The sequence below is a fragment of the Gluconobacter potus genome, assembly GCF_015244705.1.
In the GTDB taxonomy this organism is placed as follows: domain Bacteria; phylum Pseudomonadota; class Alphaproteobacteria; order Acetobacterales; family Acetobacteraceae; genus Gluconobacter; species Gluconobacter potus.
In genome coordinates this window covers 710,425-725,703 of the sequence record NZ_JABCQF010000001.1, presented here as the reverse complement: position 1 = coordinate 725,703, position 15,279 = coordinate 710,425, and the positions used below count along the sequence as shown (strand labels likewise).

General features: G+C 53.0%; 14 protein-coding genes. 5 read left to right on the top strand and 9 right to left on the bottom strand.

The features are described from left to right. The first annotated feature begins 1 nt into the window (after window position 1). Window positions 2-1,003: a DNA polymerase III subunit delta gene (holA, locus tag HKD31_RS03160; protein ID WP_194263630.1), complete on the top strand. Its 1,002-nt coding sequence runs from the start codon at window positions 2-4 to the stop codon at window positions 1,001-1,003. 116 nt (window positions 1,004-1,119) lie between these two features. After that, entirely contained in the window at window positions 1,120-3,027 is a 1,908-nt protein-coding gene (acs, locus tag HKD31_RS03155) for an acetate--CoA ligase (RefSeq protein ID WP_194263631.1), read from the top strand. Between the two features lie 20 nt (window positions 3,028-3,047). Here the strand turns inward: acs and HKD31_RS03150 are convergent, their stop codons facing one another. Then, window positions 3,048-3,359 (bottom strand): hypothetical protein, encoded by a 312-nt coding sequence (locus HKD31_RS03150; RefSeq protein ID WP_062496060.1) that lies wholly within the window; start codon window positions 3,357-3,359, stop codon window positions 3,048-3,050. Window positions 3,360-3,519: 160 nt separating this feature from the next. Here HKD31_RS03150 and HKD31_RS03145 point away from each other — a divergent pair, with 160 nt between their 5' ends. From HKD31_RS03145 to HKD31_RS03135, 3 genes are read left to right on the top strand one after another with little or no spacing between them, the layout of a single operon-like run. After that, complete coding sequence (locus HKD31_RS03145) at window positions 3,520-4,500, top strand: AEC family transporter (protein ID WP_062496058.1); 981 nt, start codon at window positions 3,520-3,522, stop codon at window positions 4,498-4,500. Beyond that, window positions 4,497-4,964, top strand: a complete 468-nt coding sequence (locus tag HKD31_RS03140; protein WP_194263632.1) for a low molecular weight protein-tyrosine-phosphatase — start codon at window positions 4,497-4,499, stop codon at window positions 4,962-4,964. Before HKD31_RS03145 ends, HKD31_RS03140 begins: the two co-directional genes overlap by 4 nt. A gap of 37 nt (window positions 4,965-5,001) precedes the next feature. Then, complete coding sequence (locus HKD31_RS03135) at window positions 5,002-5,934, top strand: 2-hydroxyacid dehydrogenase (protein ID WP_062496144.1); 933 nt, start codon at window positions 5,002-5,004, stop codon at window positions 5,932-5,934. A 3-nt stretch (window positions 5,935-5,937) separates the two neighbouring features. Here the strand turns inward: HKD31_RS03135 and HKD31_RS03130 are convergent, their stop codons facing one another. The 8 genes from HKD31_RS03130 to HKD31_RS03095 all read right to left on the bottom strand — a co-directional run bounded on the left by HKD31_RS03130 (window position 5,938) and on the right by HKD31_RS03095 (window position 15,151). After that, window positions 5,938-6,696 carry an NAD kinase gene (locus HKD31_RS03130; RefSeq protein ID WP_062496143.1) on the bottom strand — a complete coding sequence of 253 codons (759 nt, stop codon included), beginning with the start codon at window positions 6,694-6,696 and terminating at the stop codon, window positions 5,938-5,940. 373 nt (window positions 6,697-7,069) lie between these two features. Further along, window positions 7,070-9,169 carry a flagellar biosynthesis protein FlhA gene (gene flhA / locus HKD31_RS03125; protein ID WP_194264073.1) on the bottom strand — a complete coding sequence of 700 codons (2,100 nt, stop codon included), beginning with the start codon at window positions 9,167-9,169 and terminating at the stop codon, window positions 7,070-7,072. A 53-nt stretch (window positions 9,170-9,222) separates the two neighbouring features. After that, window positions 9,223-9,516, bottom strand: coding sequence for a flagellar motor switch protein FliN (gene fliN, locus HKD31_RS03120; protein WP_228120177.1), 294 nt, complete (start codon window positions 9,514-9,516; stop codon window positions 9,223-9,225). Window positions 9,517-9,555: 39 nt separating this feature from the next. Further along, a complete protein-coding gene (locus tag HKD31_RS03115) occupies window positions 9,556-10,206 on the bottom strand; it encodes a hypothetical protein (RefSeq protein WP_194263634.1) in 651 nt (216 codons plus the stop codon). Beyond that, the gene (locus tag HKD31_RS03110) at window positions 10,206-11,219 is read right to left on the bottom strand and encodes a flagellar motor switch protein FliG (protein WP_194263635.1); all 1,014 of its coding nucleotides are present in this window, start codon (window positions 11,217-11,219) and stop codon (window positions 10,206-10,208) included. Before HKD31_RS03110 ends, HKD31_RS03115 begins: the two co-directional genes overlap by 1 nt. After that, on the bottom strand, window positions 11,216-12,895 hold the full coding sequence (fliF, locus tag HKD31_RS03105; RefSeq protein ID WP_194263636.1) for a flagellar basal-body MS-ring/collar protein FliF: 1,680 nt from the start codon (window positions 12,893-12,895) through the stop codon (window positions 11,216-11,218). Before fliF ends, HKD31_RS03110 begins: the two co-directional genes overlap by 4 nt. Window positions 12,896-13,069: 174 nt before the next feature. Continuing rightward, on the bottom strand, window positions 13,070-13,810 hold the full coding sequence (locus HKD31_RS03100) for a flagellar hook assembly protein FlgD (RefSeq protein ID WP_062496045.1): 741 nt from the start codon (window positions 13,808-13,810) through the stop codon (window positions 13,070-13,072). 15 nt (window positions 13,811-13,825) lie between these two features. Beyond that, a complete protein-coding gene (locus HKD31_RS03095; protein ID WP_194263637.1) occupies window positions 13,826-15,151 on the bottom strand; it encodes a flagellar hook-length control protein FliK in 1,326 nt (441 codons plus the stop codon). Window positions 15,152-15,279 lie beyond the last annotated feature (128 nt).

Here is a 15,279-nt window from a genome sequence, read left to right as displayed (position 1 = left end):
GGTGAAGATCGACGCACGAAGCATCAGTCGGACACTGGCCGATGCCGGGTCTTGGCGGGCCATCGTGCTTCATGGCGAAGATACGGGTCTTATTCGTGAGCGTGCCGCGCAGGCGGTCAGGCTGGTGGCCGGGACGACGGATGATCCGTTCCAGGTGGCTCAGCTGGATCGGGAAACGCAGGACCGGCTTGAAGAAGAGGCCACGGCGCTTTCCCTGATCGGCGGGCGACGGGTGGTCTGGGTGCGTGAGGGTCAGGACAGTCTGGCCCCTCTGTTCAAGCGGGTGCTTGAAACCGACACGGAAACGCTGATCGTTATCGAGGCTCCGGGAATTACGGCGCGCTCGAAACTGCGTGCGCTCGCCGAAGCCCACAAGCAGGTCGCGTCCATCGCCTGTTATCCCGAAGAAGGACGCGCCCTCTCCCAGACCGTGACGGATGCTCTCGGTCAGGCCGGTGTGACGATCGACCGCGATGCCCTGAGCTGGCTGATGGGCGTGCTTGGCTCCGACCGCAGTGGCGTGCGGGGCGAAATCGAAAAACTTGTTCTGTATGCGGGCGAAAATGGCCGTCTCGATCTGCAGGCCGTTCAGGACTGTGTCGGCGATGCGGGCGGCAATTCTTTGGAAGACGCCGCTTTTTCCGCGCTGTGCGGAAACCGCATGATGGCCGATCAGGCTCTTGAACGGGCGCTGGCCGATGGTGCCAACCCCGTAGCCGTTGCGCGGACCGTTCTGGGCGTTCTGGTGCGGCTTCAGAAGGTTGCGCAGGGCGTGCAGGATGGTCAGGGGCGGGCCGAGTCCATGAAGACGCTCAGGCCCCCCGTATTCTTCAAGCGGACGGCGGCTTTCAATCAGGCGCTTGACCGGTGGCCTCTTGCGGCACTGGCAGCGGCGGCCCGGGAAACGCAGGCGTTCGAACTGGCCTGCAAGCAGAGCGCGTCTCCCGACATGGCGCTGTGCAGGCGGCACATCGCCTCTCTGTGCACCGTCAGAAAGGCATGAACCATTCGGGCAGGAATGGGGATGAGTAATTTTCCTCTATTTCCGATCCTGCAAGCCAAATATAACGATGCGCCCGCTATATGGCGTTCGTCTTTCGTGCGTAAGGTTTCAGGTCCATGTCTCTTTCCTCCCAACCTCATACATTCCGCCTGACTCCGGCGGGCTATGGCCATCTGGTGGAGCAGGCCACTGTCGCGCCTGAACATTACTGGGAGCGTGAGAGCAGACGGCTGAACTGGAGCACCACGCCCGGTCAGGCTCATTGCACCGAACGCAGCTGGTTTCCAGGCGGAGTGCTCAATGCGAGCGTCAACTGTCTGGACCGACATCTTGAGACGCGCGGCGATCAGAACGCCCTTGTCTGGCAAGCCGAAGAGGCCGACCGGGTTGTGACCTTCACCTACCGGACGCTCCACGAACGCGTCTGCCGCATGGCGAACGTGCTGCGTGAACAGGGCGTGCAGACCGGGGACCGGGTTGCCATTCACCTACCGTCCGTGCCGGAAGGCCTGATCGCCATGCTTGCCTGCGCGCGGATCGGAGCCATCCACGTGGTTCTTTTCGGCGGGTTCTCTCCGGAAGCGATTGCCGACCGACTGGCTGACAGTGGCGCAGTGCTGGTCATTACTGCCAATATGGGACGCCGTGGTCCCAAGCGAATCCCGTTCAAGACGACGCTGGACGCCGCTCTGGATCTCCGTCCGGAAGCTCTGGCCGTCAGACATGTGCTGGTCGTGAGCGTGACGCAGGACGAGGTTGATCTGACGGCGGGACGGGACCTGTGGCTGACGCCCCTTCTGGACGAGGCATCGGCCGACTGCGCTGCGCAGGACATGCCGACCTCAGCCCCGCTGTTCCTGCTGTACACATCGGGCAGCACCGGAAAGCCCAAGGGGATCGTGCATGGCACGGGCGGCTATCTGGTCTGGGCGTCCTACACCCATGAACTGGTTTTCGATCATCAGGAAGGCGACATCTTCTGGTGCACCGCCGATATCGGCTGGATCACCGGGCATACCTATGGCGTTTACGGCCCCCTGCTGAACGGCGGAACGATTCTGCTGTTCGAAGGCATGCCGTCCTATCCAGGACCGGGCCGCTGGTGGAGCGTCATTCAGGACCACAAAGTCACGACGTTCTATACGTCTCCGACCGCGATCCGCGCTCTCATGCGCGAAGGCGATGAGGTTGTGCAGCGTCATGACCTCTCCTCCCTGCGCGTTCTGGGGACTGTCGGCGAGCCTATCAGCCAGGAAGCGTGGTCCTGGTTCAATGATCATGTCGGTGGCGGGCGCTGCGCTTTCGTCGATACCTGGTGGCAGACCGAAAGCGGTGGAATCATGATTTCGCCGGTTCCGGGCGCTGTCCGGGAGAAGCCCGCTTCCGCCACGCTCCCCCTACCCGGTGTCCATCCGGTTCTTCTGGATGAACGCGGCGCTCCGAAAGAAGGCGCAACGGAAGGTGTGCTCTGCCTCAGGGGTTCCTGGCCCGGCCGGGCGCTCACGATCTGGAATGATGCTGCCCTTTTCGAGCGCACCTATCTTCAGCCCTATCCCGGCTACTATTTCACGGGTGACGGCGCGCGGCGTGACGAAGACGGGTATTACTGGATCACTGGACGCGTTGACGACGTGATCAACGTCTCCGGTCACCGGATCGGCTCTGCCGAGATCGAAGACGCTCTGGCGACTGAACTGGCCATTGCGGAGAGTGCAGCGATTGGCGTTCCGCATGACCTCAAGGGACAGGGGATCGTCGTCTATGTCGTCCCGCGCGATAACGCGCCGGCGGATCTTCACGTCCGGGCCGCACAGGCCATCACATCAAAAGTGGGCCGCTATGCGGCGCCGGAACGCGTCCATGTCGTGCCGGACCTTCCCAAGACCCGCTCGGGGAAAAGCGTTCGCCGCCTGCTTCGCAAGATTGCCTGCGGAGAGACCGAAGGATTTGGCGACCTGTCCACCCTTGCTGATCCTGAGATCGTTGCAACGCTGATCGCACTGATCCAGGTGCCGGAAAGCTGATCTGTCAGCCCTGACAGGGTTCAGACATCGGTCGTCCCGCCCGATGTCTGAACCGGGATGAGCGCGTCGCTCAGGAACCCGAAGACGACATGCATGAAATAGACGGAAAAGGCCGCGACCAACAGCACGGCAAACAGCCGTCCGAAAATCCTGAACGACGCCACGATCAGCGCTCCCAGAAGCAGGAACAGCAGCACCGTCTGTGAATTTCCCTGTATCCCGAGACTGGCCAGGACGGTGCGGGCCATGACCTCGGTGATCGCCACACCGGCCACAACCACGCCCAGCAGTCCGAGGATCAGACCCCACAACGTATCGAGTATGGATTGCATCACGTGATCTGGCACCGATTGAAAGAGGACAAGATCACTCCACAAAGCCATTCTCCGTGGCTCCGGTCAACTGTCATCTGCCATGGGGATAGACGAATGTTGGAGCGACCGTTACGAAAGATGATCTTTTCCTGACCGGATTTTCTCACATGGATCATCTATGACGAATTCGCCTGCCCTGCTGCTGACGATCGTTCAGTCCATTCTCCCGATTCTCGTGACGCTGGGATTTGGATATTTCGCGGCATACCGAAAAGATTTCGATGCCCAGCAGGCTGGTGTTCTGACACGTCTGGTCATGCTCTACGCGCTTCCACTGGAACTGCTGGCATCCATCCTCAGTACGCCCCGCAACCAGGTTCTGGCAGCGGGGCCGGTGGCAGCTCTGATCCTGCTGGCCATGATCGGCGGTTACGGCCTGATCTTCGCCATTCTGCGCGTACTGCTCAAACGCCGTCTGGGCGAAGCGGCCCTGATTGCGATGACCATCACGGGACCATCCGTTCCCTTCATCGGTATTCCTGTTCTGGGACAGATTTTCGGGCCGGCCAGTTCGGTGCCGATTTCGATCGCGTCCCTGGCCATGAATCTGGTGCAGCTTCCCACCACCCTGATCCTGATGGGACATGACCGCGGCACCCGCCATCGGGTCGAGACTGAAGGGGAAACCCGGAACGAACTCCGTGAGCTTTTCGGGCATCTGATGCATTCCTGCCGGGAGCCGGTCGTCTGGGTTCCGATGATGGCGCTTGTTCTGGTCAGTGCCGGCGCCTTCCTGCCACAGTTTCTGAAGGGCTCACTTCAGCTGCTCGGCCGCACGACAGGTGGCGCGGCGCTGTTCGCATCGGGCGTGGTGCTCTTTACGCGTCAGGTGAAATTCAGCCCTCTGGTCGGCGTGATTGTCAGCGTCCGGAATGTCATTATTCCCGGAATCATCTATGCGCTGGCCCGTCTGTGGCACCTTCCCCTGCCTGCCCTTCAGGAGAGCGTCCTGACGATGGCGATCCCCAGTGCGTCGATCAACGTCATCCTTGCCATGCGCTATCATGTGCTGGAACGTGAGATTGCATCCGTTCTGTTCTTTGGAACGTTAAGTTCAATCTTCACGATGGCATTTTTCATTTGGCTGACAGGTGCATGACCAGTTTTCTTTTCGTGTGTACGGGCAATATCTGCCGCTCACCTCTGGCCGAACTGGCCATGCGCCGCGAAGCCAGCCTTCGCGGACTGACCCTCGATATCGACTCTGCGGCAACCGGACGCTGGAATCTCGGCGAGGCTCCTGACCCCCGTGCCCGTGTCGTCGCGTCCAGACAGGGGCTTGATGCGTCACCGCTTCGGGCACGCCTTGTCACCGAAGAAGATTTCGACCGGTTTGACCACATCATTGCGATGGACCGTTCCCATCTCGCCATTCTCAGACAAATGCGCCCTCACCACTCAAAAGCGCGCCTTTCCCTGATGCTGGACCATATTCCAGCCCGTGCCGGACAGGACGTCATCGACCCCTATTACGGGCCGGATGAAGGCTTCGTCACGACATGGGAGGACGTCGAGGCCGCTTGTGCCGCCCTAGCCAGAACCGCTCTTGGCCCCCGCCCCTGAAGCTTCTAGCTTGAGCGGAACAGAAATGGAGAGTTTCATGTCATCCAAACCTGACATTCTGACGATTGATCCCCTCGTGCCGGTCATGAAGGAAAGGCTGGAGAAATCATTTACACTCCACCCCTACACATCGCTGGAAAACCTGAAGAACATTGCTCCTGCCATTCGCGGGATCACGACAGGTGGTGGGTCCGGGGTTCCTTCCGAAATCATGGACGCCCTGCCCAATCTTGAAGTCATTTCCGTCAACGGTGTGGGCACGGACCGCATCAATCTGGATGAAGCAAGACGCCGCAACATCGGGGTCGCCACAACCCAGAACACCCTGACGGACGACGTGGCCGACATGGCCGTCGCGCTGATGATGGCAGTGATGCGGGGCATCGTGACGAACGATACCTTCGTCCGTGCTGGAAAATGGCCTTCCGCCACGCCTCCCCTCGGACGAAGCCTGACCCGGAAAAAAGTGGGCATCGCAGGATTTGGACATATCGGCCAGGCGATTGCCAAACGCGTCTCGGCGTTCGGTATGGAGGTGGCCTACTTCAACTCACACGCCCGGCCTGAAAGCACTTGCCACTTCGAGCCTGATCTGAAGGCGCTGGCAACCTGGTGCGACGTCCTGATCCTGGCGGTCTCAGGCGGTCCACGGTCCGCCAACATGATCGACAGGGACATCCTGGATGCTCTGGGCAAAGACGGTTTCCTCGTCAATATCGCCCGAGGAACAGTGGTGGACGAAGCCGCACTTCTGAGCGCCTTGCAGGAAAAACGCATCGCTGGCGCCGGACTGGACGTTTTCCAGAACGAGCCCAATATCAATCCGGCTTTTCTAAGCCTGCCAAACACCGTTCTGCAGGCCCATCAGGCGTCGGCCACAGTCGAAACCAGAACGGCCATGGCTAATCTGGTCGTGGACAACCTGATTGCCTATTTCACCGATAAAACCCTGCTGACACCCGTAATCTAAGACCTATGCCACGAACTGTTCGGCAATGATCCGCTCTGAAAGACCGTGATCGGGATCGAACAGGATCGTGGCTTTCCGGGAACGGTCTTCCCGGACAACAACCTCGGCCACATCACGGATTTCCGTAAAATCTGCTACTGCTGCTGTTGCCCTCTTCTCAGTATCAAGCAGTGTCAGTTTTACGACTGCGCTCGACGGCAGCAGGGCGCCCCGCCAACGCCGGGGCCGAAAAGCGGAAATCGGTGTAAGCGGAAGAATATTGGCGCTCAAAGGCACAATAGGTCCATGAGCGGACAGGTTATAAGCTGTCGAACCGGCGGGAGTGGAAACGATTATTCCGTCGCAGATCAGTTCCTCAAGCCGCAACCGACCATCTATTTCTATCCGGATACGGGACGTCTGTCGTGTCTGACGGAAAAGAAACACGTCATTGAATGCCAATGCACTTTTGACTTTCCCTGCCACTGTCGTGGCAGTCATGTGCAGCGGGTGGAGAACCGACGGCTGGGCATTTTCGAGACGCTGTAAAAGGTCTCCCTCATCGGCGGCATTCATCAAGAACCCAACCGTCCCATAATTCATGCCGTAAATAGCAATGCTTTTATCCAGAACCTTGTGCAGGGCCTCGAGCATGAAGCCGTCCCCCCCCAGACAGACAACAACATCCGCCTCGTGAAGCCGCACATCTCCGTATTTCTGTGAAAGTCGGGCCAGTGCCGCCTGGGCGCTGTCCGTTGAAGAGGCAACAAAATGAATTTTCATAAAAAATCGCATCAGCCTGAAATCAGCAGAGATCATTTTCCCTATTGCCGGTCTCCTTAGCAGATGAACGGCTTGAGGGAGCATTATTTTTCAGAGCCAACGGTAGCATCAAAAATCTCTGCCCATCTCAAAATTGGATCGACAACAGACATTCAGTGGAGCCTGAAGAAAGGGAATATTGTGTCGTACTGGCACGTTGAAGCGACCGTATTATCCATATCAGAAACTTGAAAGAATGGCCGCCACTCATTCGTCCATCAGGCCGGGGCGGTAAGATTTCGCATTTCGAGAAAATCCCTCGTTCACCACCTTCTGGCATCCACAGCCAGAGGTCAAACAACTCAAATCGACTATCAAAAATATAATGAAATTATTATATTGACCCAATAGTACGTATTTTGACGCGCGGCGAAATTTCCTCTTGTGCTAAAACGCTTATAGAAGGCTGTATACGTTCTATTATGCGCCTGATGGGAAGTCGGATATTTCTCGAAACCAATATTACTGGCACCTCCCCTTGCTTGGAGGCACTATCAAGACAGAATTTAACGCGAGACACGAACTCATTCATTTTTGACGGAGAAAAATTAATCTGTTTTTCTTCGCCCGAATTAGACAAATGATCCAAAATAAACATCTCCCAGTCAGGACTGAGGGTCACAATTGGAATATATCCCTGAGGACCAATGACTGATGCACTGATTTGACGAGCCAGTCTGGTCCGAACATGAGAAACTAACGCTGCAACAGTTTTTAATCCTTGGCTACATCCCTCCTGCAAAGCCTCTAGAATACTAACCAGATCACGGATTGATACCCGTTCTTCAAGAAGGGACTGCAGAGTTCTTTGTATTACACTAACTGAAATCTGAGAGGGAACCAGATCTATGACCAATTTCTGCTGCTCTCTAGGCATCTCATCCAGCAGTTTTTGCGTCTCCGAATAAGAAAGAAGGTCTGGCATATTATCTTTAACCAATTCGGTTAAATGCGTGATGATTACACTTGCAGGATCAACAACCGTGTACCCCTGAACAATGGCATTTTCCCGCAGATTTTGATCTATCCACAATGCAGGCAAGCCAAAAGCGGGTTCTTTGGTTTTTTCTCCCTCGATATTTGGCTCTCCCCCCCGTGGATCCATCGCTAAAAGCTTATTCAGCCTGACTTCACCCTGACCGACCTCTATCTCCTTAATAGAAACTGAATAAGAATCAGGCGGTAAAAGCAGATTATCTTGGATACGAACAGGTGGAAGGACGAAACCCATATCGCTTGCAATTGTTCGACGAAGTATTTTTATTTTTTCTGTTAAACGCGTCCCCTCACCGCTTGCGATCGCCAACAAATTAAAGCCCAATTCCAGTCTCAATAGATCAACCTTCAGGCTTTCCGAAATTGGAACTTCTGCGGGAACAGGATTTTCGGGAACTACAACAGAATCTCCATCATTATCCGTACCAACCACGGGAGTCCGGTATCTTATCCAAGCCGCTCCCCCAGCCAAAACTGCTAGAAACAAAAAGGGAAATGTCGGCAGACCTGGGATTAATGCCAAAACCACTGCCGAGCCGGAAGCCAAGGCAAGCGGTTTAGAATTACCACCCAATTGACGGACAAGAGCAACGTCAGTTCCGCCTTCAGTCCCACCCTTTGTTACGACAATACCTGAAGCCGTAGAAACCAACAGGGCAGGAATTTGCGAAACAAGACCATCACCTATCGTCAACGTCGTAAACGAGGTAGCTGCATCTGCTATCTGCATACCGTGGCGAACAACACCTATAGTTAGTCCGCCTACAATGTTGATAGCGGTTATAATCAGACTAGCAATCGCGTCTCCACGCACGAATTTGGCAGCACCATCCATCGCGCCATAGAAACCACTTTCCTCTTCAAGTTCTCTACGTTTTTTACGTGCGACAGAATCAGTAATAGCGCCTGAGGATAGTTCAGCATCAATTGCCATTTGTTTTCCCGGCATGGAATCCAGAGAAAACCTGGCCGCAACCTCGGCAATACGTCCCGAGCCTTTGGTAATAACCATAAAGTTAACAACCAGAAGTATCGAGAACAAAATAGCCCCGATAACTACGTCTCCGCCCATCAAGAAGCCACCAAAAGCAGCAACAACATGGCCCGCGGCATAGGCGCCTTCGTATCCGTGACTCAGAATCAAGCGCGTAGTTGCTACCTCGAGCGAAAGCCTCAGTAGAGTTGTTAATAGAAGCAGTGTTGGAAAAGACGTAAAATCAAGCGGCTTATTTAAAAATAACGCCACCATCAGAACCAAAATGGATAACGTAACTGACAACGATAATCCGACGTCTAAAACAAACGTCGGAAGAGGCAGAACCAATATCGACAACAGAGCAGAAACAGAGAGAGCAAGCCCGATATCTGATCCAGGAACCCACTTTTTCAAAGCGAGCACGCTTTGAGGAATATTATTTGATGAAAAAATCCTTCCCATCTCGGAAGAGAAACTTTTCTTTATATTATTCATTTTTCTTCCGATATGGTTTTTTAATTTTCTGACTTTACAATTTCAGTCATGGTGACGCCTAAACGCGTCTCATCCACCATAACCACCTCACCCCTTGCAATTAAGCGATTATTGACAAGAATATCGATTGGATCTCCAATCTTCCGGTCCAACTCCACCACAGCCCCCCGCCCCAGCTTCAATAATTGGTTTATCGGCATTGTGGCTCGGCCCAATACTGCGCTTACCGTAACAGGGATGTCATAAATAGCCTGCAAATCATTAGGCGTTTTATCGCCTGAAATTTCTTCTTTTAAAACCTGTTCTCTTTCCATACCGAAACCATCCTCATCTTTATCCAGCATTTTTTCCTCCTATTTTTCATGAGAGAGCGAGAGAATTTCTGACGTTATTTCAGAAACAACTTTATCCGCATTCCTAACAAACAGACCTGTATCCCAAGAAACCTTGAAATCCCCACCTTTTTTCGCTCCATCCACAATAATATTTATTATTTTTTGCGTAGATTCTCCAAAGTACCCTTCTATTTTTTCTGAAAGCTCTTGAGAACAAATTAATTCCAACTGGAATTTATCTTTTATGAATGAATTAATTTTTTCGATCGTTCGCTTTGCCTCTTCCACTCCATACTGCGTCAAAAGCTCCGGAAACAGATTCATCAGTATTTTCAGGAAGAAAGACGTAACCTGCTTAGACATATCCTTCTCTATGTTTTTTACACTCTCACATATTCCATCTATTTCTTTTTTTATTTCATTTTTATAAAAACTCTCCAGGATTATTCTTTCATTATCAAATAATTCCTTTCCTGATAATTTTCCTGCCTGCAGTCCCTTTTGATAAAATTCTTCTAAAAGTTCATCGGATAGCGTATTAGTGTTTTCGTTCTCGATGGGCGGCGGTATATCGTCATTTTTCTCTACATTGCCCGGCAAGACCCTATCGAAGTCCTCCGCGTAGAGAATTCCAGAAGCATTATTGCCGCCTGAGAAATTGTGGACCATCAGACAATCATCTCATTTCCAGGCTGTTCTTGATCAATCAGATCAATTTCGCCTCGGTCTACAAGATCTTTCGCAATAATAAGAATTTGGTTCTGTGCAGTATCAACATCTTTTACTCGCACAGGACCCAAATCTTCAATTTCATCCATAAGAATACGACCTGCACGCTCCGACATGGAAGCAAGAAACGCCTGTCTCAATTTATCGCTTGCACCTTTAAGGGCCAGCGGCAGGCTTTCCCGAGGTATCTGGTTCAGCAATACTATCAAACTCTCACTGGAAAGATTGACGAGCTCTTCGAATGTAAACATAAGACTTTTGATCTGTTCGGCATCATCCTGACTCCGCTCTTCCAGAGCAGTCATAAATCTACCTTCAATGCGCCTATCAAAATTGTTAAATATGTCAGCCAGAACCTCATGGCTATTCCGGTTTATTCCGCGCGGAATATTTGACACAAATTCCGATCTCAGTGTCTTTTCAACGCTTTGAAGAACGTTTTTCTGTATTGTTTCCGTTTTAAGCATTCTCATCATGATATCTAATGAAAATTCTTCCGGGAAAAGCGCCAGAACTTTAGCCGCATGAGAAGGTTTGATCCGACTTAATATAACGGCAACAGTCTGTGGGTATTCGTTTCTCAAATAATTCGCGAGAACTGTCTCTGATACATTACCGAGCTTATCCCACATCGTACGCCCGGCAGGCCCACGGATTTCCTCCATGATTGCTGCAGCCCGATTGGCGGGAAGAGCATTTTTGAGAAGCTTTTCCGTACTTTCCAGATCTCCGACTACACCTTCAGCAGCCCCTAAGCCCTGGCTAAATTCATGGCATACTTTTTCGACGGTATTTGACGAAACAATACCCAACTGAGCCATTGCAGATGAAATTTCTCTAATTTCTTCTTCATGCATCTGCTCGAACAAACGAGAACAGTTTTCCTCGCCCAAGGCCATCATCAGGATGGCCGCTTTTTGTACGCCGGAGATATTCTTTTCCATATCCATCATCCTCTCGCTCCTTCCTGAGAAGGAATCAACCATCCTCTTACCAAAGCAATACTTTCAGATGGATGAGTTTCCACGAGATCTACAACTTTCTGAACGGAAGAGGCTCTAATTCGTCCCTGTACTCCACTGACAGAGACTGTTTCTTCATCAACCGGTTCAGCATTCACATAAGCCGCCTCGAGCATAGGAGTTCTTGCTCTCTCGGATTGACTGTCGGGCAGATAAACAGCGCCTTGCGAAGAAAGATCGGCATTTGGAGTACGGGCTTCAGAAGTGGCAAAATTGAGCAATTTCCCAGAGCTGGACTCTCCAATCGGCCGGAGTAATGGGCGCACGACAAAGAACAGAACCATCGCCAGGCAGGCTGCGAATAATCCAAACCTTATCGCCTCCATCTGATTTGAATGGGTGAAAAACTTGCTCCAGCCGGAGATCTCTGGCTTCATTTCCATGTCCATATCCGTAAACTTCATGGACATCACGGTAACTACGTCACCCCTACTCTGATCGAAGCCAACAGCACTTTTGGTCAACGCAGTCAGCCGCCCAAGTTCTTCCTGATTGCGCGGCTGCCATGACGCGTGGCCTTTTCCATCAGACTGGCTGATACCATCGACCATGACGGCCATACTGATGCGGGCAATGCGTGGCTGATCCTGAACCAGGGTCCGGACTGTCTTGCTTATCTCATAATTATTCGTTTGTTCCTGCCGGTTGCTCTGACTTCCATTCTGCTGCTGTCCCGCATTGGCGTTCGGAAGATTATTTGACACCGTCGTGTTGGTAGAGCCTTGGGTATTGATGCTTTTTTCTGTCTTGGTCTGTTGCGACCTCAGAACCTGCTGGTCGGGATCATAATTTTCCTGGGTTTCCCGAACATGATCGTTATTCATGGTGACGTTGGCTTCTACACGCACATGCCCCGGCCCCAGTGAAGATCCCAGCAGATCCTCGACTTCACGCGCGATACGCTGTTCAATCAATTGCCGCTGCTCTTCCGCAGACTGACCGCCGTTCGAGTTTCCTTCTCCCTGCTTGAGAAGAACATGACCACGATTGTCGATCAGGGAGATATTGTGGGCGTCCAGCCCTGGGACCGCCGCGGAAACCAGGTTCACGACTGCTGCAATGCTTTCCTCATCCAGCCGACGTCCACCGTCCATTGAAAGAAGGACGCTCGCCTGAGCATTCTGCTCATCTGTTGAAAAAAGCTCCCTGTGACGCAGCACAAGATGCACCCTGGCATTCCGGACGCCATGGATCAGACGGATTGAACGTTCCAGTTCACCCTCGAGTGCACGGGTTTCATTGATGGTCTGTTCGAATTGCGTGGCGGTAAAGCTGTTGCCCTTGTCGAATATCTCGTATCCGACAGACCCGCCTGATGGCAGGCCGCTTTGAGCCAGAAGCAATCTGGCACGTGCAACGTCGTCATCAGGCACCATGATCGTACTGCCCTGATCCTGAAGACGATATTTGATGTGGGCCTTTGCAAGCTGCTCTACGATTTCACCTGCTTCATGCGCTTCCAGATCACGGTAGAGCAGGCCGTTTGTGGCGTTGACTCCATGAAGGACAAGCACGCCGAGCAGGACCAGCATCGCAACGCCAACGCCGCCAAGAGCCGCCAGACGCGGCAGCCCCAACTGCTTGAGGTTTGCTAGAAGCGCTTTCACCGGCTGCTCTCTTTCCGGTTTTTCAGTGAATCGTCATCCTGGCGACTCTCTTTAGAAAAACCTTCCTGCATTGCCCACATGAGCACTCACCCCTAAACCCAACTGTCGATAATGCTGATTGTGGAGCAAAAAGGTTAACGTACGCCTAACAATGGGCATTATCAGTCGCTGGAATCAGGTGGTCGAAAATCCGGTCAGATCGCTCATGTCAATGGTAGCATCGCCCATATCAATATTAACGCCCGTTGTTCCCTTTGAAACACCAGTGACAGTCCCAGTTATCGTGGTCGAAAGAGCAACGCTGGTACCGTCAGTAGAGCTTCCCTCTACAGCAACCGTATAAGCACCATCGCTCAACTGCGTACCGCTGTTATTCTTGCCGTCCCATGTCCAGGTATTTGTTCCCGCGGACGCATTGACTGTTTCGGACTTCACGACCGTACCCGTACTGTCCGTTACGGCAATCGCGACATCCTCTGCCTGAGGCGCGGTAAACGACAGGGATGCAGAACCGCTCTGAAGCGGCAGGCTGGAACTGCTTGCAGTTGTCGTCTTGCCGATCAGGCTGACCGCTGAAGCCATCTGGTTGTCCTGCGTCGCGGAAATCAGGGTGGTCAGATTTGTATTGGTCTCGACCTGCTGCTGGACGCCGGCAAACTGAGCGAGTTCGGCCGTAAAGGAATCAGTGCTGGTTGGATTACTGGGGTCCTGATGCTGCAGCTGTGTTGTAAGCAGCGTGAGGAACTGGTTGAAATTCCCCCCCAGAGATGAGAGCGAACTGCTCGAACTGCTGGCGCTCGTTGACGTACTGGAAGAAGCAGAGGCTGCATTTGCTGCCGCATTGCTTTTCGCGGCTGCAATAGCCTGACTTAGAAGCGACGTGCTGGCGGTCGTTGTACCAACTGAAGAAACCATGTTTTGAATCCTATGTTAGACGGTGAGATCGACGACGCCACGCAGAAACCGGCGTTCAGGGGCTGGAGTATCAGTCGCAGATGAGGTCCCCCTTGCTTCCCCTCCTGACTGATTATTGCTTCCCTGCCGCTCATCCTGGGATGACATGCTCAGGAAAGAGGGTTGCGAAAGGCTGATCTGGATATTCGGAGGGATGATGCTCTGCGAGGCAGTCACGGAAACGGAACTCTGCGCCAGACTTGCGAGCAATGTATCGCGGTCGTCTTTTAAAGACTGATAGACTTCCGGATCGTCGGTATTGATGTGAATCCGCTGCTCCCTGGCAGGCGTTTCACCAATTTCCACATAGACTTTTTCGTGGTGGCCGACATTCATTTCAATATGAGTTGTCGTGCTTCCGTTACTGTTCTTCTGATAGAGCAAAGGCTGCGGCTCGTCATGTCGGGAGACCTGTTCATTATTGCCCGCCGTCTCGGAAGCATTTTCTGACTGAGCAGCATGAGACGTCTCAGTGGCTGAATCAGTGGATGTTTTCTCCGCGGATACAGAGTCCAGTTGAAATGCCGGAACGCTCTGTGCTGCAGTCGTCATATCCGAGACAGTATTTGCTTTTACTTCTGCACTATCCTGCTCTACCGAAAAGCTGGTCTCTTTTTGAGTGGATGCTTCGATCCCACCCGTTTCTGAATTTGACTGTGTGGTGTCAGCTAATGACGGGTGGTTTTTCTGCACCGCATCGTCCGCAGCAGAGACGTTCGATCCAGCCACAGGGATATTTGCCTGTGGCGATACGTTCTCCGTTGAATGGTCATCAGCAGCGTCAGCCCCCTCACCCTGCGTCAGGGCAGGTTTTTCTGCCTTCTGCCCATCAGCAACCGAATATTTGTCACTGCTCTTTGTGGCATTCGTTTGAGACGTCTTTTGCTGCCCATCCCCGGCGACTTTTTGAGGCTGTCCCTTATTAGCTGCCATACTGCCCTTCTGAGCAGCATAGGGCGATACAGTATTCTGAGCCGTTGCACTGACCTGCTTTGCAGAAGCAGAATGCTGCTGCAAGCTTGCTGCTTCATTGCGCTTCGTAGCGGCGGCCATTTCAGAACTGGTTTTCTGAATCTGGGTTTGCCCCTTCTCCTGGGATGGGGATGTCGCAGCTTTTAGGACCCGGGGCTTGTCTGTTGAAGCTTTCTGGCTGTCATCGGCATGTGCAGGGGACTTCTGGTGCACATAGCTTTCCAGAAAATCGCGAAAACGCTCATTCGACGCCAGCTGGGTTTGCGGCAGGGTTTCGAGCCGTCCTGCCCCCGTTGTCGTTACAACTGCGGATGTCGTGACATGTGACAAAACTGTGTGCCTCCGGATCCGCTGACAATGGGAAACCCGGGGAAACTGTTGGCACAGGAACAGTAAAGAAAGCGTTTAGCGGTCCCAAAAGCATACGTCCCCGAGAAAACCTTTTTTCAGGCTTTCTC

What these genes read in the sequence shown, in the direction of transcription:
- acs (WP_194263631.1), top strand. Translation starts at nt 1,120, where the DNA reads ATGTCTCTTTCCTCCCAACCTCATACATTCCGCCTGACTCCGGCGGGC.
- HKD31_RS03150 (WP_062496060.1), bottom strand. Translation starts at nt 3,359, where the DNA reads ATGCAATCCATACTCGATACGTTGTGGGGTCTGATCCTCGGACTGCTG.
- HKD31_RS03145 (WP_062496058.1), top strand. Translation starts at nt 3,520, where the DNA reads ATGACGAATTCGCCTGCCCTGCTGCTGACGATCGTTCAGTCCATTCTC.
- HKD31_RS03140 (WP_194263632.1), top strand. Translation starts at nt 4,497, where the DNA reads ATGACCAGTTTTCTTTTCGTGTGTACGGGCAATATCTGCCGCTCACCT.
- HKD31_RS03135 (WP_062496144.1), top strand. Translation starts at nt 5,002, where the DNA reads ATGTCATCCAAACCTGACATTCTGACGATTGATCCCCTCGTGCCGGTC.
- HKD31_RS03130 (WP_062496143.1), bottom strand. Translation starts at nt 6,696, where the DNA reads ATGAAAATTCATTTTGTTGCCTCTTCAACGGACAGCGCCCAGGCGGCA.
- flhA (WP_194264073.1), bottom strand. Translation starts at nt 9,169, where the DNA reads ATGGGAAGGATTTTTTCATCAAATAATATTCCTCAAAGCGTGCTCGCT.
- fliN (WP_228120177.1), bottom strand. Translation starts at nt 9,516, where the DNA reads ATGGAAAGAGAACAGGTTTTAAAAGAAGAAATTTCAGGCGATAAAACG.
- HKD31_RS03115 (WP_194263634.1), bottom strand. Translation starts at nt 10,206, where the DNA reads ATGGTCCACAATTTCTCAGGCGGCAATAATGCTTCTGGAATTCTCTAC.
- HKD31_RS03110 (WP_194263635.1), bottom strand. Translation starts at nt 11,219, where the DNA reads ATGATGGATATGGAAAAGAATATCTCCGGCGTACAAAAAGCGGCCATC.
- HKD31_RS03100 (WP_062496045.1), bottom strand. Translation starts at nt 13,810, where the DNA reads ATGGTTTCTTCAGTTGGTACAACGACCGCCAGCACGTCGCTTCTAAGT.